The organism is Paenibacillus sp. EKM212P, assembly GCF_011066115.1.
Taxonomy (GTDB): domain Bacteria; phylum Bacillota; class Bacilli; order Paenibacillales; family Paenibacillaceae; genus Paenibacillus; species Paenibacillus polymyxa_B.
This window is the reverse complement of the sequence record NZ_JAAMNR010000003.1, coordinates 414,760-437,629: the sequence shown is the minus strand read 5'-3', so window position 1 is coordinate 437,629 and position 22,870 is coordinate 414,760. Positions and strand designations below refer to the sequence as shown.

17 protein-coding genes are annotated in these 22,870 nt (G+C 47.3%); 12 read left to right on the top strand and 5 right to left on the bottom strand.

All coding sequences use genetic code 11. The features are described 5' to 3' along the window. Positions 1 to 45: 45 nt before the first annotated feature. The 6 genes from G9G54_RS11195 to G9G54_RS11170 all read left to right on the top strand — a co-directional run bounded on the left by G9G54_RS11195 (position 46) and on the right by G9G54_RS11170 (position 10,022). Positions 46 to 1,677 (top strand): response regulator, encoded by a 1,632-nt coding sequence (locus tag G9G54_RS11195; RefSeq protein ID WP_165178028.1) that lies wholly within the window; start codon positions 46 to 48, stop codon positions 1,675 to 1,677. After that, complete coding sequence (locus G9G54_RS11190) at positions 1,674 to 3,437, top strand: sensor histidine kinase (protein WP_165178026.1); 1,764 nt, start codon at positions 1,674 to 1,676, stop codon at positions 3,435 to 3,437. Before G9G54_RS11195 ends, G9G54_RS11190 begins: the two co-directional genes overlap by 4 nt. 210 nt (positions 3,438 to 3,647) lie before the next feature. Further along, positions 3,648 to 5,315 (top strand): ABC transporter substrate-binding protein, encoded by a 1,668-nt coding sequence (locus G9G54_RS11185; protein WP_165178024.1) that lies wholly within the window; start codon positions 3,648 to 3,650, stop codon positions 5,313 to 5,315. Between the two features lie 14 nt (positions 5,316 to 5,329). Then, complete coding sequence (locus G9G54_RS11180) at positions 5,330 to 6,310, top strand: ABC transporter permease (protein WP_165178022.1); 981 nt, start codon at positions 5,330 to 5,332, stop codon at positions 6,308 to 6,310. Between the two features lie 593 nt (positions 6,311 to 6,903). Next, entirely contained in the window at positions 6,904 to 7,827 is a 924-nt protein-coding gene (locus G9G54_RS11175; RefSeq protein ID WP_165178020.1) for a carbohydrate ABC transporter permease, read from the top strand. Between the two features lie 62 nt (positions 7,828 to 7,889). Next, positions 7,890 to 10,022: an endo-1,4-beta-xylanase gene (locus G9G54_RS11170; RefSeq protein ID WP_165178018.1), complete on the top strand. Its 2,133-nt coding sequence runs from the start codon at positions 7,890 to 7,892 to the stop codon at positions 10,020 to 10,022. A 141-nt stretch (positions 10,023 to 10,163) separates the two neighbouring features. Here G9G54_RS11170 and hxlB read toward each other — a convergent pair whose 3' ends face one another. Together hxlB and hxlA are read right to left on the bottom strand one after the other, a co-directional pair. Beyond that, positions 10,164 to 10,721, bottom strand: a complete 558-nt coding sequence (gene hxlB, locus G9G54_RS11165; RefSeq protein ID WP_069290647.1) for a 6-phospho-3-hexuloisomerase — start codon at positions 10,719 to 10,721, stop codon at positions 10,164 to 10,166. A gap of 5 nt (positions 10,722 to 10,726) precedes the next feature. Then, on the bottom strand, positions 10,727 to 11,362 hold the full coding sequence (gene hxlA, locus G9G54_RS11160; protein ID WP_165178016.1) for a 3-hexulose-6-phosphate synthase: 636 nt from the start codon (positions 11,360 to 11,362) through the stop codon (positions 10,727 to 10,729). 444 nt (positions 11,363 to 11,806) lie between these two features. Between hxlA and G9G54_RS11155 the strand changes: the two genes are divergently transcribed. Continuing rightward, entirely contained in the window at positions 11,807 to 12,682 is an 876-nt protein-coding gene (locus G9G54_RS11155; RefSeq protein ID WP_165178014.1) for a DNA-binding protein, read from the top strand. A 188-nt stretch (positions 12,683 to 12,870) separates the two neighbouring features. On the opposite strand, the gene G9G54_RS11150 is transcribed toward G9G54_RS11155, so the two are convergent. Next, positions 12,871 to 13,707 (bottom strand): methyl-accepting chemotaxis protein, encoded by an 837-nt coding sequence (locus G9G54_RS11150; protein ID WP_165178012.1) that lies wholly within the window; start codon positions 13,705 to 13,707, stop codon positions 12,871 to 12,873. 200 nt (positions 13,708 to 13,907) lie between these two features. After that, entirely contained in the window at positions 13,908 to 15,143 is a 1,236-nt protein-coding gene (gene pepT, locus G9G54_RS11145) for a peptidase T (protein ID WP_023990904.1), read from the bottom strand. Positions 15,144 to 15,322: 179 nt separating this feature from the next. Between pepT and G9G54_RS11140 the strand changes: the two genes are divergently transcribed. The 5 genes from G9G54_RS11140 to gpmA all read left to right on the top strand — a co-directional run bounded on the left by G9G54_RS11140 (position 15,323) and on the right by gpmA (position 21,186). Then, complete coding sequence (locus tag G9G54_RS11140) at positions 15,323 to 16,387, top strand: LacI family DNA-binding transcriptional regulator (RefSeq protein ID WP_165178010.1); 1,065 nt, start codon at positions 15,323 to 15,325, stop codon at positions 16,385 to 16,387. Positions 16,388 to 16,588: 201 nt separating this feature from the next. Then, entirely contained in the window at positions 16,589 to 18,883 is a 2,295-nt protein-coding gene (locus tag G9G54_RS11135; RefSeq protein WP_165178008.1) for a glycoside hydrolase family 2 protein, read from the top strand. Between the two features lie 242 nt (positions 18,884 to 19,125). Continuing rightward, positions 19,126 to 19,413, top strand: a complete 288-nt coding sequence (locus tag G9G54_RS11130; RefSeq protein WP_061829478.1) for a hypothetical protein — start codon at positions 19,126 to 19,128, stop codon at positions 19,411 to 19,413. A gap of 148 nt (positions 19,414 to 19,561) precedes the next feature. Further along, positions 19,562 to 20,302, top strand: coding sequence for a Bax inhibitor-1/YccA family protein (locus tag G9G54_RS11125; protein ID WP_023990900.1), 741 nt, complete (start codon positions 19,562 to 19,564; stop codon positions 20,300 to 20,302). Positions 20,303 to 20,436: 134 nt separating this feature from the next. Further along, positions 20,437 to 21,186 (top strand): 2,3-diphosphoglycerate-dependent phosphoglycerate mutase, encoded by a 750-nt coding sequence (gene gpmA, locus G9G54_RS11120; RefSeq protein ID WP_165178006.1) that lies wholly within the window; start codon positions 20,437 to 20,439, stop codon positions 21,184 to 21,186. Between the two features lie 64 nt (positions 21,187 to 21,250). Here gpmA and G9G54_RS11115 read toward each other — a convergent pair whose 3' ends face one another. Then, on the bottom strand, positions 21,251 to 22,747 hold the full coding sequence (locus G9G54_RS11115) for an alpha-amylase (RefSeq protein ID WP_165178004.1): 1,497 nt from the start codon (positions 22,745 to 22,747) through the stop codon (positions 21,251 to 21,253). Between the last annotated feature and the right edge of the window lie 123 nt (positions 22,748 to 22,870).

Here is a 22,870-nt window from a genome sequence, read left to right as displayed (position 1 = left end):
ACCAAAATAATAAAATAGGCATACTTCAAAAGGAGGAAGCGTGTTATGAAGCTGCATCGAGCCATTGTGGTGGATGATGAAACCTTTACTCGTAAAGGGCTGCTTCAACTCATGGATTGGCAAGCCTGTGGTTTTGAAGTCGTAGGAGAAGCTGATAACGGTGAGGATGCGCTGGAGCTAATCAGCCGTATTCACCCGGACCTGGTCATTACCGATATTCGTATGCCTGTGCTGGACGGGTTAGAGCTGATTAGGTCTGTGCTCGAACAGAGTACAGAACATCCCGCGTTTATTATCTTAAGCGGCTATAGTGATTTTGCTTATGCGCAGCAGGCAATCCGCTATGGGGTTCATGATTTTATGCTTAAGCCGATTGATGAGGGTGACTTTTCGGCTACATTGCGCAAGCTGAGTGAAAGACTGCATCGTGAACAGCAGAATGCGCAACGATATCAGAATCACCATGCAGGTGGGCTGTTAGAGACTGTGATGATGAACCCAGTGGATGATGTAGTGGTGACACAGTGGGAGCAGCAGCTACGGCTTGGGGAAGCCACTTATATGTACTATGTACTCGTCGAGCTGAATGACCAACATCCCTGGCGCTCCGGTGACAATAATATCATGCTATCGCTTTTCCAATTCAGGGAGCTTATAGAGCAAGCGCTTCATCGGTTAATGGATGGCAAGTACCCTCTCTATGTTCATGAGCATCGTAACCGGATTGGTCTTATCGTACCGGACTTCCTTTTGGAGTGTTTTGAAGGCAAGGTCGAAGTTCTTATGAAAGCGCTACAACGCGAGATAGAGGGGATGAAGACACTAAAAGATCAGCTGGGAAGTCGAGTTTTCATCTATGCAGGAAAGCCTGTGAATCGGTTGCAGGATATCCAGCAGTCCTATGCCTGTGCGAAGGAGGCAGTGCTCCATAAATACATTTATGACCATGGCGGTATTGTTGTATATCTACAGGAGGAAATGCCACCACTTCACTATAAGACCATCCCTCAGGACGTACTGGATCGCTTGACGGAACAAGTTGAGGAACTGCGGTTGGATGAGCTGCGTGTGGCCGTGGATTATTTATTTAGCAGCTTTCGGGAGGAGTGTTATGCTCCTGAGGCTATGAAAATGAGTCTGCATCAGTGCGTACTTAGTATCGTTCGGGTCATTCAAAACATGCAGGGAGATGAGCGCTCACTTCAGTCACTAGAACCGATGATGAACTGGCAGGACATGAACCTGTCCCTGGGTGAACTACAGCGATTGTTTACAGCTTTTGCCGAGGAAAGTGGAAGGTATATCGGGGTTCTGCGCAAGGATTGTCAGCAAGGAGGCATCCAGCACATCCGTGCTTACATTGAGCAGCATGCCGCCGAGAATATAAGCCTGAAAAGTATTGCGGCTCGCTTTTACATGAACCCGGTATACCTCGGTCAATTGTTCAGAAAAACGTATGGTGTGTACTTTAACGAATTTCTGCTGAAATTGCGCGTTCAGGAGGCGAAACGCTTGTTGCGGCAGACGGATCTGCGGATTTATGAAATTGCTGAGCGCGTGGGCTTCGGCAGTTCAGACTACTTTGTTACCCAGTTTGAAAAGATGGCGCATGCCACACCAAGCGAATACCGCAACAGCCTGATTGTTGGCAACGAGTCAGAGAGGGCCGGCGAATGAAGATGCTGAGAATGACTCTTGATCATGTACGACTGCGAGATAAAATGCTGCTGCTTTATTTTCTCTGTGTTTTTACGCCTGTAGTGCTGACCAATCTGATTTTTTACCATGTCACCTCGCAAAACGTGAAGGAACAGCGTATGCAGGATATTTCGCGCGCACTGGAACAGATTAAAATTGAATTTTACCGTGAATTTGAAGATGCGATGGAAATCTCGTCTATCTTTTATACTGATCATCAGCTCAATGAGGTATTGGAAGAAACATATCCCCACCCTGCTGACTATATCGCCGCTTATGACTCTTATTTACGTCATATCTTGAACAACACTTACAGTCCTGCATACCATTCCGTAGGTGGAATTACGATCTACACCAATAATTCAACGCTGCTGAATTCCGGGGGAATCAGCTTTATAGATGAGGGAGTCAGAAGTTTGCCATGGTATACCAAAATCTCGCCTGGACGCCAGTCCAAGCCTATATTTGTACGTACCGATGACAGTACAGGTGAACAGACGTACCCTTTTAGCCTGATTCGGCGGATGAACTACTTTTATTCCCAAAATGGTCGTGAAAAAATACTGAAAATAGAACTGCGAATGTCGTCCATTCGGGAGATTTTCAATAACCTGAATTTGCAGGGAAGTCTCTTTCTGCTGAACGAACGAGGGGGAATCGAATATACAACGGACCCCAAAGTGGATATAAACCACAAAAATGTGGCCTATAACACTCTCAAGCTGCCCGAGGACACGATGGAGTTCAAGACAAATTATGTGCTTACGAGCAATCTGAATGGCTGGAGCATTGTGGCTGCGGTATCGAGAGATGCAGTGCTGTATGAAATGCAGGAATCTCGCAATTTTGTGCTCTTGTTAACCTGTGTAAATATGCTGCTGCCTACATTAATCATTATTTGGATTACACGTTCGTTGAACGTGAGGATTCATCGTATTTTAAAGCATATGAAGAAGGTGAAAAACCAGCATTTTGAGCTGATTCGCGGTATAGAGTCGCGAGATGAGATCGGGCAATTAACAGGGGAGTTTAATCGGATGACGCTGAAAATAAAGCGACTGATTAACGATGTCTATATGGCCGATATACAGCGAAAAAATCTGGAAATTCAGCGCAGACATGCCCAGTTGAATGCACTCCACAGCCAGATCAACCCACATTTTCTGTTCAATGCACTGGAGACGATTCGCATGCGGAGCTTGATGAAGCATGAGGATGAGACAGCGCGCATTATTCATAACATGGCACGGATTTTCCGCAATTCGCTGGTGTGGAACAAGGATCGGGTTACTTTGCGGGAGGAGCTGGAGCTGATCCGTTGTTTTCTGGAAATTCAGCAATATCGCTTTGGTGAGCGAATACAGTACGAAGTGCAGGCTCGCTCTGAAGACTTGGACAATCTGCTTCCCAAAATGGTCGCGCTGACACTGGTTGAAAATGCAAGTATCCACGGCATTGAGCCGCTAAAGCATGGAGGACGCATTGAGATTCATTTTGAGCATGAGGAAGGACAACTGATTCTAACGGTTCGGGATGATGGGGTGGGCATGTCTGAGGAACAGGTACAACGCTTGTATGGTTACATGCAAAGGCAGGAAGAAATGGGTGAGCGTATAGGTCTACAAAATGTCATATATCGTCTTAAACTTTACTACGGGAGCCACTTTGAGCTTGCCATTCGCAGTGCACCCGGCGAGGGTACGGAGATTCGAATTAGGATTCCTGTGGATCGGGAGTGAGGTGGAGAGCAGTACCTATTTTGCTTTGAAGGACCTTTACCTATAGTTTTCTAAGTAACACCTTTAGATTGACAGGTGAACGAAATGAACAGCATTTTATAAAATGAAAGTGCTTACAATTTAGGGTGTGCGGGATTCTCAGCACTTGAGGTACATGCGCACGATATTCACACACAATCGACAAAAGAGGGCGAAAGGGGAGGGTCTGGCATGACAAGCAAAAGGTTCGGAATCATCACTCTGGTAATGGTTATGATGGCGTCTATGATCGCTGCTTGCTCAGGGAGCTCGGGCAAGGAGCCGGCGTCAGGAGATAGCAAGGAGAAGGTCACATTCACGTATTTTAATGCCACTGCGGGGAGGGACACTAATACCAATGAAACGCGGATCGGCAAAATCCTGGAGGATCAGACGGGGGTAAACTGGAAGCTGGAGCATTTGGTGGGTGATTCCAATACGAAGATCGGTACATTTATTGCCAGTAACGATTACCCGGATGTGATAGTACCGGATGGCACGATCGATAAGCTGCTGGATGCCGGGGCTTTTATTCCCCTGAATGATTTGATCGACAAATATGGACCAAATATTAAGCGTGTATATGGACCGTACTACAACTTGATGAAGGCGGAGGATGGGAACATTTACTTTCTGCCGCTAAGTGCGGTGGTAGGCGATTATTTACCTGCGCCTAACTTAGAGCAAGGAGCCTTTTGGGTGCAACGCAGGGTATTAAAAGAAGCGGGATATCCAAAAATCAAAACACTTGACGAGTATTTAGCCCTGATTCGTAACTATGCGAAAAAGCATGCAGATGAGGGATTGACTGGGTACCTGGCGTTAACCACGCAGGATAGGTTTTATGCTCTTACGAACGCACCGATGCATCTGGCAGGCTATCCGAATGATGGCGGCACGATTATTGATATGAAAACACACCGGGCCACGGATTATGGAGATATGGAAATCACAAAGCGGTATCTGAAAGAGCTAAATCAGCTCAATGTAGAGGGCCTATTTGATAAATCGTCCTTTGTGGACAATTACGATCAATATTTGGCAAAGCTGACCTCGGGTAAGGTGCTGGGCTTTTTCGACTACCGCTGGCAGGCGGGGCAGGCCCTGAATAATCTGCAGGAGGCTTCCAAGCAATCGGGCAATGATGATATGGAGTATATAGGGCTGCCTGTTGTATACGACCAGAATATAAAGGATCAGTACATTGATCCTTCGTCATTCGTTAATAACCGAGGCATAGGAATTACGGTCAGTGCCAAGGACCCGGTGCGTATCATCAAATTTTTTGACAACCTGCTGACGGACGAAAACCAGATATTATCCAACTGGGGAATCAAGGGAGAAACCTATGATGTAGATAAAAAAGGACGCTTTTACCGGACTGAGGAGCAAATTAAGCAGACTGGTCAGGACGCGTTCCGCGAATCATTCGGGTTCAAATATTTTGAATACAGTTGGCCGCGATACGGTAGCGGTTCTACCCTGCCTGACGGCAACTCGGTTGGCCCCGGACGGCAGCCTGAGGTTGCGCGTATGTCCTACACCGAGGGAGATAAAAAGCTACTAAAAGTCTATGGTGTAGAGTCCTTCTCGCAAATGTTTTCCGCACCTGACGAGCGCCCATGGTATCCGGCCTGGAGTATTCCGATTGCTCAAGGCTCAACTGCGCAGCTCTTCCAGCAAAAGAAGGGGGACCTACAGCGCAAATATTTCCCGCGTTTGGTGCTGTCTGCACCGGAGCAGTTTGATGCGATTTGGAATGAATACACCACTGAATTCAACAAGCTGGATGTAAAGGCGTATGAGGAGCTGATCACGAAGGAGGTTGCCAAAAAAATCGAAAATCCCGGTAAAAAGTAAAGGAGGAAGCAGCTATGGGCCACTCGTCACCACCACCTGTCACGATCTCCTCGGATCATTTGCCGCCCTCGCGGCGAACCGGCTTTAGGGGATTTATGCACAAGCTGAATCAGCAACGGGCACTGGTATGGATGTCCGTCCCTTTTTTAATCTGGCTGTTCATCTTCAAGTATTTGCCCATCTGGGGCTGGACGATTGCCTTTCAGGATTTTAAGCCTGCCCGCAAGTTGCTCGATCAGCAATGGGTCGGATTAAAACATTTCCATTTTCTATTTCAGGATGAACACTTTCTGCGGGTCATGCGCAATACGCTGGCGATGAGCTTTATTAATCTGGTGCTGGGCTTTGTCACCGCTATAACATTAGCGATTTTGCTGAATGAGCTTCGTCAGATCATGTTCAAGCGGGTCGTGCAGACGGTCAGCTATCTGCCACATTTTATTTCGTGGGTGGTCGCGGCTAGCATCATCAGTACGGCGCTGTCTGCGGATGGCGGCATCATCAATGAGGTGCTGATGTGGCTGGGGTTGATTAAGGAGCCTATTCTATGGCTGGGCGAGGGAAGCTATTTTTGGGGCATTCTCGGTGCATCGGAGGTATGGAAAAATGTCGGCTGGAACACCATCATTTATTTGGCCGCGATGACGATGATTGATCCCTCGCAGTATGAGGCAGCCGAGATGGACGGAGCCGGGCGTTTTCAGCGGATTTGGCATGTGACATTACCGGGGTTGAAGCCTGTATTTATCATCCTGCTCATTATGAACATCGGCAATTTACTGGAATCCGGCTTTGAACCGCAATACTTACTGGGCAACGGCATGAACGTGGATTACTCGGAGAATCTGGATATTTTCGTGCTGAAATATGGTATTCAGATGGGTAATTTCTCGCTTTCCATTGCTGCTGGGATGTTCAAAACGGTGGTCAGCTTCATCTTACTGTTTAGCGCCAATCATATTGCGAAGCGGTTAGGGGAGGAGAGGCTGTTCTAGAATAAAGGGAGTTATGGGGGAGAAGGCCGCTCCGCGTGCGGATTGTTCTTCCGATCGCTGTTATCCCCGTATTTTCTTATTGGAATAAAGATCATAGGTTAAAATCCGGGGATAAAGGCGAACGCTCCGCTTCTTCAGAACAATTCCGCCCGCTCCGCTGCTACCCGCCGTAAAGTCACTTTTTTTGAGAACTGAGGGTAGTGGCAAGGGGAGAGTTTAAGGAAGGCGCGTGACTCGCGCTTCCTTGGGTAAATGTGCCATCATGGTTGGCTCAGCTTCGCTATCGCTTGTTTTTAGGATTGTGCTAGTGGTGGTGGTAACAGAAGGTGCATGCTCATGCATACTACAGGTGCAAGTCAGTGGATTTTTAGCAGGCCGCTTCGCTGACCTCATCAAAACCTTATCAAACGAACTAAAACATGACTTCTTATAGTACCAATAATATTTCACCAAGGTTAACTCCAATTGCCACTAATATAACCACTCAAAATAACAGTTCCAAGTAACAGCACCAACAAGCTCCAATAACAATTAGTTGAATTAGGGTGCGCGATCCAAATGCCTAAACTATTTTTTAGAAAGGAGCGGAAGTCATGGGCAAAGGGAAGGCCGTACACGGGCGATTTCGGGCCCCCTCAGATCGAATTTTTGATGCGTGCAATATCGGGTTTATGCTCTGCCTGATGGTGTTCACGCTGTATCCGTTTTTAAATACGCTGGCGGTTTCGTTAAATGAAGCGAATGATTCGATTCGGGGCGGGATCTATTTGTGGCCACGTGAATTCACGTGGAGTAATTATGAATTTGTGTTCAAGGAAGCGACGATTTTCCATGCTACGCTGATTTCTGTATTACGTACAGTTGTGGGTACAGTGACTTCGGTATTTTGCTGCGCGATGGTGGCGTATACGATCAGCCGGCCGGAATATGTGCTGCGCAAATTTGTTTCAATTGCTTTTATTTTAACGATGTATTTTAGCGGGGGATTGATTCCAAACTTTCTCCTGATTCGTGAGCTTGGGATGTTGGGGACTTTCTGGGTGTATGTCGTGCCGGGATTGATCGGGGTGTTTAATGTGATTGTCATTCGCTCCTTTATTGAGGGATTGCCGGAAGGGATTTTGGAGTCGGCGCGTATTGACGGGGCTGGGGAGTTTGCCACTTTTATGCGCATCGTTTTGCCGCTGTGTGTTCCCGTACTGGCGACGGTGTCGCTGTTTACAGCGGTGGCACAATGGAATTCCTGGTTTGATGTGTTTTTGTACAATTCATCATATGAGCAATGGAGCACTCTTCAATATGAGCTGATGAAAATCCTGCAAAATTCTAACACGTCTGTTAACGGTCAGGACTATGCGAGCCAATTCGCTGGTTCGGAAAATCTGGCCAAGTCGGTCACGCCTACCTCGATTCGGGCCACGATGACGATTGTCGCTTCAGTGCCTATTATTTTAGTGTATCCCTTTTTGCAAAAATACTTTGTGAAGGGTATGACCTTGGGCGGTGTCAAAGGATAGTAAATGAAAACCAATGGTGCCAAATACCAATTCCAAAAAATTAGAGTACGGGAGGGATTGCTTTGCGGTCATGTTGGGTTAAGCCTTTTTGTCTGGTACTGGCTGGAGCGCTGTTGTTATCGCCTGTCGGTTGGTGGGGAGCGTCTGTGGCGAAGGCAGCTCCGTCTATAGAACATTCCCCGCCCGTTTCGGATATGGTGCTATCGGCGGGTAGTATCCATAAGACCATTGGAACGTATGGATTTGAGCAAGGAAACAGCGACGGCTGGAAGCCCCGAGGAACTTATACCCAAATTGCATCCGTCACGGAAGCAGCATATGGCGGCACGCACAGTCTGAAGGCAACCGCTCGTACATCGGCTTGGAACGGGGCGGAGCTGGATGTGAAGTCGCTGTTGCAGCCGGATGTGGAGTATGAAATTAGTGGCTATGTGAAGCCGGATGGTCATTCTGCGGTTCCGAGCATGGTTAAACTTACAGTGGAGCAGCAGCCGACAGGCGGGACTACGACATGGAAGACGGTAGCGCAGACAGAGACGGCGGATACATCATGGATCAAACTTCAGGGGAAATATACTTTTACCGGGGGGATGGATGCATTGAAGCTGTATGTGGAAAGCTCGAATCCAGCGCAGGCCTACTATGTGGATGAGGTAGAAATAACACAGGTATCGAAGACGCCAACGGAGCCGGGCAATGGTATCGTATCCGGGTTTGAAGATGGTACGGCTCAAGGATGGGTGTCCCGTATGGGTACCGAGACCGTACAGGTTTCGGACGCCGATGCACGAAGCGGCTCATACAGTCTGCTGACAACAGGCAGACAAAAGACATATGCCGGACCCAAGCTGGATGTGACTGCTACGATGCAAAAGGGCAGCCGATATACGGTCAGTGCCTGGGTGAAGCTGGCGCCGGGTGAGCAGCCTGCCAAGGTGAGGCTTAGCGTACAGCGTGATCATCAAGGGGATAGTGCGTATGAAACTGTTGTAGGCGACACGGCTACTACGACAGGGGGATGGATGCATTTGTCTGGTACGTATACGCTTGCGCATGATGCAGACACCGTTTCCATGTATTTGGAAACGGCAGAAGGAACGTCTTCCTTTTATATGGATGATTTCGAGCTGTCACTTGTACCACCGCTGGCTATTGAAAAGGACATTCCTTCTTTGCATGGATTATATGGGGGACAGTTTAGCATTGGCACGGCGATTGAAGCCTTCCAGACCGAAGGGGCTTACGGTGAGTTGGTACAGAAGCATTTTAACAGCGTCGTTGCAGGGAATGCGATGAAGCCGATCTCCTTACAACCGTCCGAGGGACAGTTCCATTGGGAGGAAGCAGATCAAATTGTGCAGTTTGCTAGACAGCATGGACTGGAAATTCGCTTCCATACTTTGGTGTGGCATAACCAGACTGGGGATTGGATGTTCAAGGATAAGAATGGACAGCCGATGACGCCGACTGCTGAGAATAAAAAGCTTTTGCTGGATCGGCTGGAGACGCATATTCGCGCTGTTGCAGCCCGGTATAAAAATGTCATCACCGATTGGGATGTGGTGAATGAGGTCATTGATCCTGATCAGCCGGACGGCATGCGCCGCAGCAAGTGGTATCAGATTACCGGTACTGATTATATTGAAAAAGCATTCCGTGTCACGAGGGAAGCGACGGGTCCGAACGCACGGCTATTCATTAACGATTACAACACGCATGAGCCGAAGAAACGGGATTTTCTGTACAATTTGGTACGTGATCTGCTCGCTAAAGGTGTACCGATTGACGGGGTAGGCCACCAATCGCATATCCGCCTGGAGTTTCCCGCTATTAGCGAGATTGAGCAGTCCATAGAGAAGTTTGCTTCGCTTGGTCTGGATAATCAAATTACCGAGCTGGATATGGGGCTTTATTCCAATGACACAGATCGCTATGAAACGATTCCAGAATCTATGCTCATCCGGCAGGCTCACCGCTATCGGGTGCTGCTCGATATGTTTTCAAGACAGCAGGAACATATCAGCAATGTGACGATTTGGGGTACGGATGATGGAAATACGTGGCTCAGCACGTTTCCGATAACCCGGCTGGATAAGCCGCTACTATTCGACGAACGGTTAAAGGCCAAATATGCCTATTGGGCACTTGCTGATCCGTCCAAAGTTCCGCCGTTGCCAGCAGGGAACAACGAATAAATGGTTTGAATACATGCCGGGCTTGTTTTGCCTTATTCTATGCTGTATCGAACGTCGCTTTATACAAGCATAAAAGCAGGCTGTTCTTCACATGTGACATGTAAAGAACAGCCTGCTTTGCTATCGTAAAGGAATGCATTTTTATTCCAAATTGGCGTGTTGACCAAACATAGATTTGGAGGTCAGCTTGCGCAGATCCATCGTTCTGAGTACCAATGCGTCACCGTACAACAGCAGGGTTTGCTCAAACAATGAGCCCATGGGCTGGATCGTCTGGTAGTCCTTGTTGGACGGGTCCTTGGCCGCACCAGGCAGCTTGACGATGATATCGGCCAGTTTGCCAATGGTGGAACCGGGAGAAGTGGTTAGTAGCGCCAGAGAGGCTCCGAGTTTCTTTGCTTTTTCTGCCATGGAGATCAGGCTTTTGGTTTCACCAGAGCCTGAACCGATAATGAGCAGGTCGCCCTCGCCCAAACCGGGAGTTACGGTTTCCCCGACTACGTAAGCTTGAATCCCCATATGCATCAGCCGCATTGCCAGCGAGCGAATCATGAACCCTGAGCGGCCCGCACCTGCCACGAATACCTTATTGGCAACGGCGATGGAATGGATCAGCTGTTCCGATTCCGTATCACTGATCAATTGTGGAACCAATTGTAGCTCCTTGAGTACCTCAGATAAATATTGAGAGGTTTCCATTGGGGTTAACCTTGTTTGATGAGCTGTTGCATTTGGGAAGCTACAGCCTTTTTGTCGTCCTCGCCAGTGATACCACCACCGACGATAACCAGATCCGGTTGAGCCTTCACGACCTCAGCCAATGTGCTCAGCTTAATACCGCCAGCCACGGCAGTTTTGGAGTTTTTCACGACTTTTTTGACGGTTTGCAGTGCTTCGAACGGGCTTTGTCCTTCAGCTTGCAGATCGTAGCCTGTATGCACACAGATGTAGTCAACGCCCAGAGCGTCAATTTCTTTCGCGCGTTGCTCCAGGTTTTTAACACCGATCATATCCACCAGAATTTTTTTGCCGCCTTGTTTTTTCGCTTCTTCTACTGCGCCTTTGATTGTTGCATCTTCAGCTACAGCCAAAATCGTAACGATATCTGCCCCAGCCTTGGAAGCTTTTAGCACTTCATAGCCCCCTGCATCCATAACCTTCAGGTCAGCCAGCACTTTCAGATTCGGGAATGCTTCTTTCATTGCTTTTACTGCATGAAGTCCTTCGTTGATAACAATCGGCGTACCGATTTCTACGATATCAATATACGACTCTACTTCTTTTACCAATGCAATCCCTTGCGGGATATCTACTAAGTCTAAAGCCAATTGAAGTTCCATGTTATTAACTTCACTCCTTAAGTGAATTTATATTTTGATGAACAGGTACATGCTCTGTTGAGTATCAATCTATACTTTAGTTTCATGCACAGGTTTGATTGTAAGGCTCAGCTATCCGGTTGAAAAGTACGCACTAATTCGTAACGTAGTTACCCCCACGATACTATAGCATCATAAAAACCATCCATGAGAGAGCCTACATTTTGTCTTCTTTAGCATTATTTCTATAAGGGGAGTCAACTATTCGTAACCGATAACCGTACACAGCAATGTAAGGTTGCAAAAAAAGAAGGTAGCGATGATTGAATTGACTTCAAGTTAGGTTTTGACTATATTTGTAATATAATGGTATACAAAAAATGGAGGCTAAGAGTATAACTACCCTGAAGAGTAGCCGCTGTGCTAAGGGTAATCGCAATTTTCAGGATAGGGAGGCGGGTTTTAGTGGAAGAGGTCCTGAACCAAAGGGAAGCCATTTATTTGTTGTCGGACAGCCACGAACTCGATAAAGCTTGTGAGTTGTTTAGAATCAGCTACACACATAATGATTGGGATGAAGCAAACAAAGTAGCAGACTATCTGCATACGTTGGCTGAAAACCTGTATCACACCCAACTGAGAAATGCTGCAGACGGCAAGTATGAGACATTGGACACCAAACACCCGCTAGTGTTTTATTATGCTTACAGTTATTTGGCAAAATCTATTTACTATCAGAATATGGGCAAGTATGAGGAAGCCAGAAACTATATTATGAAGTATAGCGAAATGGGTTGGTTTATGGGGCTGGATCAGAGCGGTCACGAAGAAGTAGAGAGATTCCGTTTCCTTGCCAAGGCCAATTTATTTACGATTGAATTACTTTCGGGGAGAAGGGAACTTTTGCCTGAGTACGTTCAATTTCTTCACGACAATGACGAGGAGCTACTTCCAGGATTGGTTGGTATTGCCGAAGCAGCTAACCTGAATAATTGGAATATAGACGACCTGCTGAACGATTTTGCCGATGATATTAAGATATTTGAAGGTTATGAAGATAGAGCAAACCGCGTATATTATTTAAAACTGGTCAACCAATTGGCCATTTACCATTTCAAGAAGAAGCAGTACTCCGTTGCCTTAAATTATGTCCTTGATTCTCTGCAATTCTCTGCCAGTGTAGAAGCGAATGCCGATTTCAGGACACTGGTTGCTCTGTTTGAGACTTATCGAGATTTGGCAACACCATCACAGCAAGAGCAATACCAAACCATTTTATTAAGGGGGCTTCATAATGAAAAAGGCATTAATCTCGGTAACTATGGTCTTGGCGTTTCTTAGTATTGCTCTTCCGTTGGGAAATATTTGGGGAGGGTTAGACCCTGTGATTCCTTCAAATCATGGTGTTTTTTCTTATACTGCTTGAGTTTCAGATTTAGACCTTCAAGCCCGATAGGGCTTTTGTACATAAAAGGAGCACACTTTTACGCATTTTGCGATCAGTGTGCTCCCCTTTTTTATGGCAAGATTTATTTTACGACATACGAAGTCAGGTCATTGGCCAGATGTTGCATCGTTTCACTCGCCTTTTGCATACGCTCCATCACTTCAGTGAAAGAGCCTACCAGAGTCGCCTGCTCTTGAGAAGAAGAAACAATTTGCTCAATTTCCTGCTCCATTTGACGAATGGAGTTCTGTACATCCTTAAGGGCTCCTTCAATATCGACCGTCGCCTTTTTGGATTCTACGGATAGCTTGCGCACCTCTTGAGCGACGATACCAAAGCCTGCTCCTGCTTCTCCGACACGCGCGGCCTCGATCGCTGCATTCAATCCAAGTAGGTTGGTTTGATCAGAAATTTCCTTGATGAACACAGCTACCTGATTGATTTTACCCGAGTTTTGTACGGCGATTTGGGTGTTTTTCAAAATCTGTTCACTGGTTGCCTGAAGCTCCTCGGAATGAGCCGCCACATGCTGTACCATATCAATGAGCTGCTCGGTGATGGAGAGGTTCTCGGATACGATTTGATCCAGTTGATTTTTGTTAGTCAAATTATAAGAGGCCGCAAATGCTGCAATGACTTCACCTTTCTCGTCAAATACAGGAATACTGATCATATCAAGAGGAAACCCTAGAATTTCAGCAGGGATGTGGGTCAGGCTGGGCTCACGTCCATTTTTAAGCATGGCAAAATCTTTATAGTCTTCGAGCAGCTCCGAACCCGTTTCAAAGCCGAGGTCCATACCCTCAGATTGGGTATACATAAGGACATGAGTGCGGTCGAAGAGAGCAAGGGTCACTTTCTCACGCATAATCTGTTGTATGTAGGGAATGGCTGCAATTAATGCATCTATTGTATTCAAATAGATAACCTACCTTTCTTTACTAGATATATTTTTTATAGTCTCGTATATAGTTGTCGGTCTAAAGACGGATAAAAGTTATAAAGATATTGAAAATTTAAAGGGAAATGAAAGCTTCAGAAAAAAAGGCATACCGTTTCCATTACGGAACGATATGCCTTCTATTTAACCTTAACATGTCAGTGCTGTGTATAGGTAGTTCACTTGCCGCGTTGCTCGAACAGTTGTGCGATTTCCACAATAACCTTGGTAGCAAGTACCATGTTGTCCACCGACACGTATTCAAACTTACCGTGGTAGTTCTCCCCACCTGTAAAAATATTCGGTGTAGGCAGTCCCATGTAGGATAGCTGTGAACCGTCTGTACCGCCACGAATCGGCTTAATAATGGGTTCGATATTCAGCTTTGTCATTGCTTCATAAGCGACATCGACGATATGCTTGACTGGCTCTATTTTCTCTTTCATGTTGTAATACTGATCTCTCAATTCCAGCGCAATACGGTTTTCTCCATATGCGGCCTGCAGCTCTTTGACTACATTTGTTAAATAAGCTTTCCGGTTTTCAAAGCTCTCGCGGTCAAAATCACGGATAATATAGTATAGCTTAGCTTGTTCTGCCGTGCCTGTAGACTCCAAGAGATGATAGAAGCCATCATATCCGTCTGTATATTCCGGGGCTTCGTTTGCAGGTAACCGACTGTGCAGCTCCATAGCGATTTTGGCAGCGTGGATCATTTTGTTTTTAGCCGTACCGGGATGCACATTCACACCGTGAATGGTAATATGGGCGGCTGCGGCGTTAAAGCTCTCATACTCCAGTTCTCCGAGCGGTCCGCCGTCTACCGTATAGGCATATTCAGCGCCAAAAGCGGCTACATCAAAGCGTTCCGGTCCTCTTCCAATCTCTTCGTCCGGTGTAAAAGCAACGCGAATTTTGCCATGTTGAATTTCTGGATGGTCAATCAGGTAGTGGATAGCTGTCATGATTTCTGCGATCCCGGCTTTGTTGTCTGCACCGAGCAGGGTGGTACCATCTGTTGTGATCAGGGTGTGGCCTTTATATTGAGTCAGTTCGGGAAACTCACGTGGAGAAAGAACCACACCAAGCGAAGCATTCAGCGTGATATCGCCCCCATCATAGTTTTCCGTCAATTGCGGCTTTACCCCTGCGCCAGTCAGCTCGGTAGCCGTATCGAGGTGGGCGAGAAAACCGATGACGGGAACCTCTTTATCCGTATTGGAAGGAAGGGTCGCCATCACATAACCATGATCATCAATAGTTACGTCTGTCATACCAATGGCTTTCAATTCGCCCACCAAGAGGTTGCCCAATGTGAGCTGTCCGGGTGTAGTGGGGCAAGTGTGGCTGCTTTCATCAGATTGGGTATCTACCTGAACATATGTAGTCAGGCGGTCAATCAGTTCCTGTTTCATGTGTGTATCCTCCTTAGTGTCATTTCTATTATGGTACGTATTTTATCATGATTAGGCTTATAATATGAAAAAAATGGTTGACCCTTTTAGGAATGACGGGTTGTGTTGCACAGGGGAGACGAGTAAGATAATAGTAAAATAAAAGTAAAAATAGAGTAAAACGATTAAAGGAGTCTGCAATGCCTACGTTAAAAGATATCGCCCAGGAGGCAGAGGTTTCGATATCCACGGTCTCCCGAGTGCTGAATTATGATGAAACACTGTCTGTATCAGAGGAAACGCGGCGTAAAATTTTTGAGGTTGCCGAGCGCATGAAATATACGACGGTTAAGCGTAAAAATGGTGGTATTGGTCGTCAGCCCCGCAAGAAGGCAGAGGGACCCATCCGGTTGGGTATGGTGCACTGGTTTAGTGCGTACGAGGAACTGGAAGACCCTTATTATCTGTCTATCCGGTTTGGCGTGGAAAAAGAGTGCCGCCAAAGCGGGGCGCAGCTGGAGCGTATTTTCAGAAGAGAGGACCTGACTACGCTGAAGGTATCATCCGAAGGGCTACATGGACTGATCGTGCTGGGGCATTTTAGCAGCGAAGAGGTAGAACGTATGCTGGAACTGCCCATTCCTTGCGTCTTTCTGGATCATCCGGTAGAGCGTACAGGGGCAGACTATGTGGTCATTGACCTTGCTCACGCTACGGCTGATGCACTGGATTATTTGATGGGCGCAGGCCATCGTCACATCGGATATGTAGGTATGGGCAAGGATGAGCAGTCCCATGATTCCGAACGAGTCGAGCTAGATGCCCGCTATGAGACGTTTTTGCGGTATCAGGAACAGCACAGGCTATGCACGTCGGATGATATTCATGTGTGCGGAGGAACGGCGGCAGACGGCTTCCGTGCGATGGAAGCGGCTATTCTGGCAGGACCAGAAAACCTGCCTACAGCCTTCTTTGTCGCGAGCGATTCGGTGGCTATTGGGGTGTTGAAGGCGCTGGAGCAGCATCAGCTTGCGGTGCCGGAACGTATCTCAATTGTTGGCTTCAATGATATTCCGACAGCGGAATATTTGACCCCATCTCTGTCAACAGTCAAAACGCATACCGAACTGATGGGAGAAACGGGCGTTCAGCTCTTGCTGCATACGGTACGCAACGGTGCAAACGAGGTGGGGCGCAAGGTCATCATTCCGACCGAGCTAATGATTCGCAACAGCAGTGCGCCGCTGCATACCGATGCCAAATAAAATCGACGCTATGGATTTGGACAGCCCCGCCTTCTGGGGCTGTTTTTTTTGATTATAAAAAGATACAAAAATGGATTGACAATTGTCTTGGAAATGCTTACATTGAACATATATTTATTTTACTAAGTTTTACTCATCATTTTTACTTAAATATTTTACTATGGTATAAGAGTGGAAAATAAAAGGTTGAGGTGACTGCCCATGCGTACCATTTTGCCGTTGAATGACCAATGGTTTTACCTTCCTGAATATGTCGAGAGCGAAGTAAGCGCAGGCATTGATGCAGGTCGGTATGAGCCAATTCAGCTGCCGCACACCAATGTAGAGCTTCCGTATAATTATTTTGACGACAAGGCATTTCAGTTTATTTCTACGTATAAAAGAGAGCTGAACATTCCGGCAGATGCCAAAGGTAAGCGAGTGTATGTTGATTTTGAAGGAGTCATGACCTATGCCCAGGTATATCTAAACGGGGTAAAAGCGGGGGAGCATAAAGGTGGATATACACCGTTCAGCGTTGAATTGACCGAACTTGCCGAGTATGGCGGCTCCAATGTGCTCACAGTCATTGTCGATTCCACGGAACGGGACGACATCCCTCCCTTTGGGGCAGTCATTGACTATCTGACCTACGGCGGTATTTACCGCGAAGTGCAGCTGCGAATAGTGGAGCCTGTACACCTTGGAACGATATTCATTCAGACACCGGAGCCGCTTGCGGCAAATAAGGCGGTGCGCGTGGTCGTGGAGCTGGAGGGCATCGGCGATCAACAGGACGACTTGACGGTCGCGCTGCAATTGCTGGACGGAGCGAGCGTGAAGGCGGAGACCGAGCTGGCAGCGGTGACGGCGGCTGAAGTAACGCTGGAGCTGAAAGAGCTGGGCGGCCTGCGGCTTTGGGATATAGATGATCCCAAGCTGTATGAAGCGAAGCTGACGCTGCTACGAGGCGGAGAAGAGTTGGATCAGATGACCGTGCGCTTTGGCTTCCGCGAGGCCGAATTTCAGCCGGACGGTTTTTACTTGAACGGGCGGAAGATCAAGCTGCTTGGCTTGAACCGTCACCAGTCCTATCCGTACGTTGGCTATGCTATGCCCAAAAGAGCGCAGCGTCGTGATGCAGATGTGCTCAAGGAGGAGCTGGGGCTGAATATGGTACGGACATCCCACTACCCTCAGTCCCGTCATTTTCTAGACCGCTGTGATGAAATCGGATTGCTCGTTTTCGAAGAGATTCCGGGTTGGCAGCATATTGGCGGTGAAGCGTGGAAGGAGCAGGCGGTGAGGGACGTAGAGGACATGATTATCCGTGATCGAAATCATCCCTCCATTGTAATCTGGGGCGTACGAATTAATGAGTCGCAGGATGACCATGATCTGTACACGCGTACCAATGAGCTGGCACGAAAACTAGATCCGACCCGTGCTACGGGTGGTGTGCGTTATATTGTAGGCAGTGAGCTGCTGGAAGATGTATATACGATAAATGATTTTGTTCATGATGGGGGGCACAAAAAATATTTGGCGAAGGAAATCCGCAATTTTGATACGTATGACGATACAGAAGGCGTAGATGGCGAAACGACAGGCTTGCGCCAGCCGTCTCTCGTTACAAAGCTGGATCATCCGGTTCCTTATCTGGTAACGGAATATAACGGGCATATGTACCCGACGAAACGTTTTGATCAGGAGGAACGGGTAATGGAGCATGCACTGCGCCATACGCGGGTCCAAAATGCTTCCTATGCCGATGAGGGCATTGCCGGAGCGATTGGCTGGTGTGCTTTTGACTATAACACGCATGCTGATTTTGGTTCCGGTGATAAAATCTGCTACCACGGTGTCATGGATATGTTCCGCCTGCCTAAATTTGCAGCGAGCGTGTACCGGAGCCAGAAGAACGTCGAACAGGAAATCGTTATGGAGCCGGTCACTTACTGGTCTCGTGGCGAGCGAAATATTGGGGGCATCGTGCCGCTGGTTGTGTTCACCAATTGCGATGAGGTGGAGTTCATCTACGGTCATGAGCGCAAAGGTATTTATCGTCCGAACCGAGAGAAGTACCCGGCGCTTCCTCACCCCCCTGTCGTGATCGACGAGCTGACAGGCCACTGGGGCATGAAGTGGGAAGACGCTGTATTCATTGGGTACGTAGACGGGCAAGAAGTGATCCGCAAATACTTTTCACGTAATCCGGTGCCGACAGAGCTACGGGTAGCTGCAGATGATATGGTACTGGAAGCTGGCGATTGGGACGTAACCCGAGTAGTAGTGGATGCTCTAGACGAATACGGCAATGCCCTGCCGTTCTATACAGATCCTGTTTCGGTGGAGGTCGAGGGAGTGGGTCAATTGATCGGTCCTTCAAGCTTATCCCTAATTGGTGGACGCATTGCATTCTGGATTCGTACAAAGGGTGAGGTGGGCAATATCCGCGTGAAGGTTTCCGCGCCTTCTCGTTTCGGTTCGCAGGAATTGAGCATTGACGTGCAATAAGGAAGCAAAGGCAACATACAATCCTGCTAACTGCTTTTATACTGTCTGATACTTCTATTATTTAGTAAGGAGTTGTCCGCAGATTCTGCAAAGGATCTGAGAGGGCAACTCCTTTTTTGCATAGGTTAGGGTACGTTAATCTATAAGTCTTTCAAATTGTGTCTTATTACTGAGTCACTTAACGTTACGCTCGTAGATTGGAAGCATAAAATACACTATCAAGCGCAAGGGAGGTGAATCCTATGGCGATTCTATTACCTCAGCAATTCTATTCTCTCGCAGCTAATATTGGTAAATCATACTTTGAAAACTTGAACGGTGGCGCGAATGCTACAATTACCGTTAATAATAACGGTCCGGCACCGATCGATCTTGTCGTAACTCGTGTCAATGCACCTGTGATCACTTATGTTATCCCCCCAACTAACAGCCTCACGTTAGAGGTTGCTTTACTGCTGGTAGCTGCTCTGCAGACTACCGCAGCTGGAGCAGCTACGGGTACGATCCAGATTGCGACAGCTGATTTTTAACCTGTAACGACCTGATCCTCTAACTCTAGCTTTGCCGTATGGCAAGGTTAGAGTTTTTTTTGTTTGAAATTTTCTGAAACTTTTTTCATATTGTGCCGATATATACATATAGCATAGCAAACAACAACATCGAAAAGGAGTACCCTGTATGAGCTTTAGTAATCCGGTTTTACGTGATGATATCTTTTTGCGCGAAGATGAAAGAGAAGCTAGTGAACAACGCATGACCATCGGAGGAACGGTGAACAAAACGTTGCTTCTGCTGGTTCTGCTCATCGTCTCTGGAAGTATTACCTGGTACATGACCTACGAAGGAACCGTAGAGGTGCTATCTTTGCTGACGGCAGGCTTTATTGGTATGGCAGGCGTAGCACTTGCGATATCCTTTTTTCCAAAAACGGCTCCATTACTCTCTCCTGTATATGCGATTCTGAGTGGTTTTGCTTTGGGTGGCGTTTCAGCTTTTATGGAGTATGAGTACCCTGGAATTGTAGCCAATGCCATTTTACTGACCGTGGGTATCTTGTTCTTGATGCTCTTTATGTACACACAGCGAATCATCAAGGTGACACGCGGCTTTATCTCATTCGTTGTCCTGTGTACGATGGCGATTTTTCTGGTGACGCTGGTTGATTTTATTTTGAACTTTTTCGGTATGAATGTTCCCTATATCCATGAAACAGGTTGGCTGGGTATTGGCATTAGTTTATTTATCGTGATCATTGCGGCTTTGAATCTGCTGGTTGATTTCAATTTTATTGAAGAGCAAGCAGATCAAGGCGCACCCAAATATATGGAATGGTATGGTGCTTTTGCATTGCTGGTGACTCTAGTATGGCTGTATGTACGGATTTTGGATCTGTTGGCCAAATTCAGTAAGAGGGACTAAGTGTAGGGTGAGAAGAAAAGGATGGCTGAATGCCGTCCTTTTTTGTATTAAATAGACGGTTTAAAAATTGCATTTTACGTTAAATACATAGAAGTTGGGTAAAACATAAAGACAGACAGGAGAGGAGTGAGTGCATGTATCAAGTGGTGCTGGTTAGGCATGGACAGAGCGTGTATAACCGACAAAACCTGTTTACGGGCTGGACGGACGTGGACCTGACTGAACAAGGGACTCATGAGGCCATTGAGGCGGGACGTATTCTCAAGGAGGCTGGTTATAAGTTTGATTTGGCATTCGCCTCTGTGCTAAAACGTTCTATCCGCACGCTGTATCACATCTTGGATGAGCTGGATCATCTCTGGATACCTGTGCAGAAATCATGGAAGCTGAATGAACGCCATTACGGTGCTCTTCAGGGGCTTAGCAAGCTGGATTCCGCCGTGCAATACGGCGAGGAGCAGGTTCATATCTGGCGGCGTAGTCTGACGGTGCGGCCCCCCATGCTGGATGAGCAGGACGAGCGGAGTCCGCATCGGGAAGAGCGTTATCGAAATATTAAGCCAGAAGAGCTGCCGCTTGGGGAAAGTCTGGAGGACACCGTGCATCGGGTCGGTGAGTTTTGGAAGCAGCGGATTGTACCTTTGATTCTCAAAAAGGATCGAGTTATCATTTCTGCACATGGTAACACTTTGCGGGCCTTAATCAAGTATATGGAGAATCTGGACGAAACCGCATTGCTGGATTTGAATATTCCGACAGGCATTCCACTGGTGTACGAGCTGGATGAGCATATAGATCCCATCCGGCGCTTTTATCTCGGTGATCCGAGTCATGTAGAGGCTAAGAAGCAGGCCGTGGCCAACCAAAGCAAGGTAACGGAGTGACTTTCCATACACAAAGAGGACAGGGCGCTTCCTCGCATCCTGTCCTCTTTGTGTTGGGTATAGATTAAGCGTTCGCTTCCACTTCTTCTGTTTCCTGGCTGTCTTCCTCTGCGGGAAGTGCCCACACCGATACACTGCCGGCACGAACGGGAAATATGCCGTAGCCATCCTGCTCAATCTTTACGGTATGATCGTGATGTCCGGTCAAATCCATCCATTCTTCCCCTACACGTTGTTTGCCTACGAACATGCGCTTTTCTCCGTCATTTGCGTTGGTGATCACCACAGCACATCCGGAGCCTTCCAGTTCAGGCACGCCTTGACGAACCCATCCAATCGTATGGGGATCATCGAAATAATCTTTTTGCTCACCATAAGCTTTATGGTACCGGGCATATAGAAGCGGGTCTAGCTCAGCCTGCTTGCCTTTCACGGGCGTTTGCCCCTGGATACCGTAGTAATCGCCGTAGAACACACAGGGATAACCGTCCTTGCGCAGCAAGATGAGTGCATAGGCGCTAGGCTTGAACCAGTCCTCCACCCAGGATTCGAGCGCTTCATGCGGCTGGGAATCATGATTATCGACAAAAGTAACCGAGTTCAGGGGATGGGTATGAACAAGCGTATCCTCGAAAATGGTGCTTAAATCGAAATCCTTGCCACCCAAGGAAGCGCTATGTAGTTTGTAGTGGAGGGATACGTCAAACAGGTCGATTTTATAATCAATGGTATCCAGGAACTTTTGACACGATTCCAGATCCGGTTTCCAAAACTCGCCTACCATATAAAAATCCTGCCCGCGTTTTTTAATCATTTCTGTAGCAAACTCTCGTACAAATTCATGATTAATATGCTTGATTGCATCCAGACGGAATCCGTTGCATTGCAGAGTATCTACCAGCCATTTCCCCCAACGGATCATCTCTTTGCGCACATCCTGATGATTATAGTCAATATTGGCGAACATTAAATAATCATAATTGCCGAATTCATCATCTACATTTTCGCTCCAGCTTTTATTTTTACCTAAAATACGATAGATTCCTGTCCGGTCCTGGCTTGCATCGTAATCGGTTCCGTTAAAATGTTCAAAGTTCCATTGAAATGTGGAATACTGACCTTGACGGCCGGGGAACGTAAATTTAGTCCAGCCTTCGATATCAAAGGGCTCGGAAATGACTTCATTGCGGTTATCCGGGTTAACCTCGACGACCTTGAATACTTCAGTTTCATCCGCGCCGGCCTTATGATTCATGACCAGATCGACATAGACGGCCACGCCGTGGCGAACACAGGCGGCAACAGCCTCCAGCAGGTCTTCCCTGGTTCCGTATTTGGTGCGCACCGCACCTTTTTGGTCAAATTCGCCCAGATCATAAAGGTCATAGACGCCGTATCCCGTATCCTCGGGCGATTGGCCTTTGGTGACAGGTGGAATCCATATCGCGTCAATTCCTTTGGCCTTCAGTTCCGGCGCCAGGCGGGTAAGCTTTTTCCAGTGAGAACCGTCAGCTTCGACATTCCACTCGAAAAATTGCATCATCGTATGGTTCCTTTTCATGTGCGTCCCTCCTTCATATATAACAAGTTACCCACCAAGTGAGGGGGGCTAAACGTCAGACGGTCAATATGATGCTGAATGAAGAACAAGGATCGCTGTATAACGTATGCTGAATCATTAAAA

Coding starts and splice junctions, on each gene's coding strand:
- gpmA (WP_165178006.1), top strand. CDS start 20,437: ATGTATCAAGTGGTGCTGGTTAGGCATGGACAGAGCGTGTATAACCGA.
- pepT (WP_023990904.1), bottom strand. CDS start 15,143: ATGAAACAGGAACTGATTGACCGCCTGACTACATATGTTCAGGTAGAT.
- G9G54_RS11195 (WP_165178028.1), top strand. CDS start 46: ATGAAGCTGCATCGAGCCATTGTGGTGGATGATGAAACCTTTACTCGT.
- G9G54_RS11130 (WP_061829478.1), top strand. CDS start 19,126: ATGGCGATTCTATTACCTCAGCAATTCTATTCTCTCGCAGCTAATATT.
- G9G54_RS11125 (WP_023990900.1), top strand. CDS start 19,562: ATGAGCTTTAGTAATCCGGTTTTACGTGATGATATCTTTTTGCGCGAA.
- G9G54_RS11140 (WP_165178010.1), top strand. CDS start 15,323: ATGCCTACGTTAAAAGATATCGCCCAGGAGGCAGAGGTTTCGATATCC.
- G9G54_RS11190 (WP_165178026.1), top strand. CDS start 1,674: ATGAAGATGCTGAGAATGACTCTTGATCATGTACGACTGCGAGATAAA.
- hxlA (WP_165178016.1), bottom strand. CDS start 11,362: ATGGAACTTCAATTGGCTTTAGACTTAGTAGATATCCCGCAAGGGATT.
- G9G54_RS11135 (WP_165178008.1), top strand. CDS start 16,589: ATGCGTACCATTTTGCCGTTGAATGACCAATGGTTTTACCTTCCTGAA.
- G9G54_RS11115 (WP_165178004.1), bottom strand. CDS start 22,747: ATGAAAAGGAACCATACGATGATGCAATTTTTCGAGTGGAATGTCGAA.
- G9G54_RS11175 (WP_165178020.1), top strand. CDS start 6,904: ATGGGCAAAGGGAAGGCCGTACACGGGCGATTTCGGGCCCCCTCAGAT.
- hxlB (WP_069290647.1), bottom strand. CDS start 10,721: ATGGAAACCTCTCAATATTTATCTGAGGTACTCAAGGAGCTACAATTG.
- G9G54_RS11185 (WP_165178024.1), top strand. CDS start 3,648: ATGACAAGCAAAAGGTTCGGAATCATCACTCTGGTAATGGTTATGATG.
- G9G54_RS11180 (WP_165178022.1), top strand. CDS start 5,330: ATGGGCCACTCGTCACCACCACCTGTCACGATCTCCTCGGATCATTTG.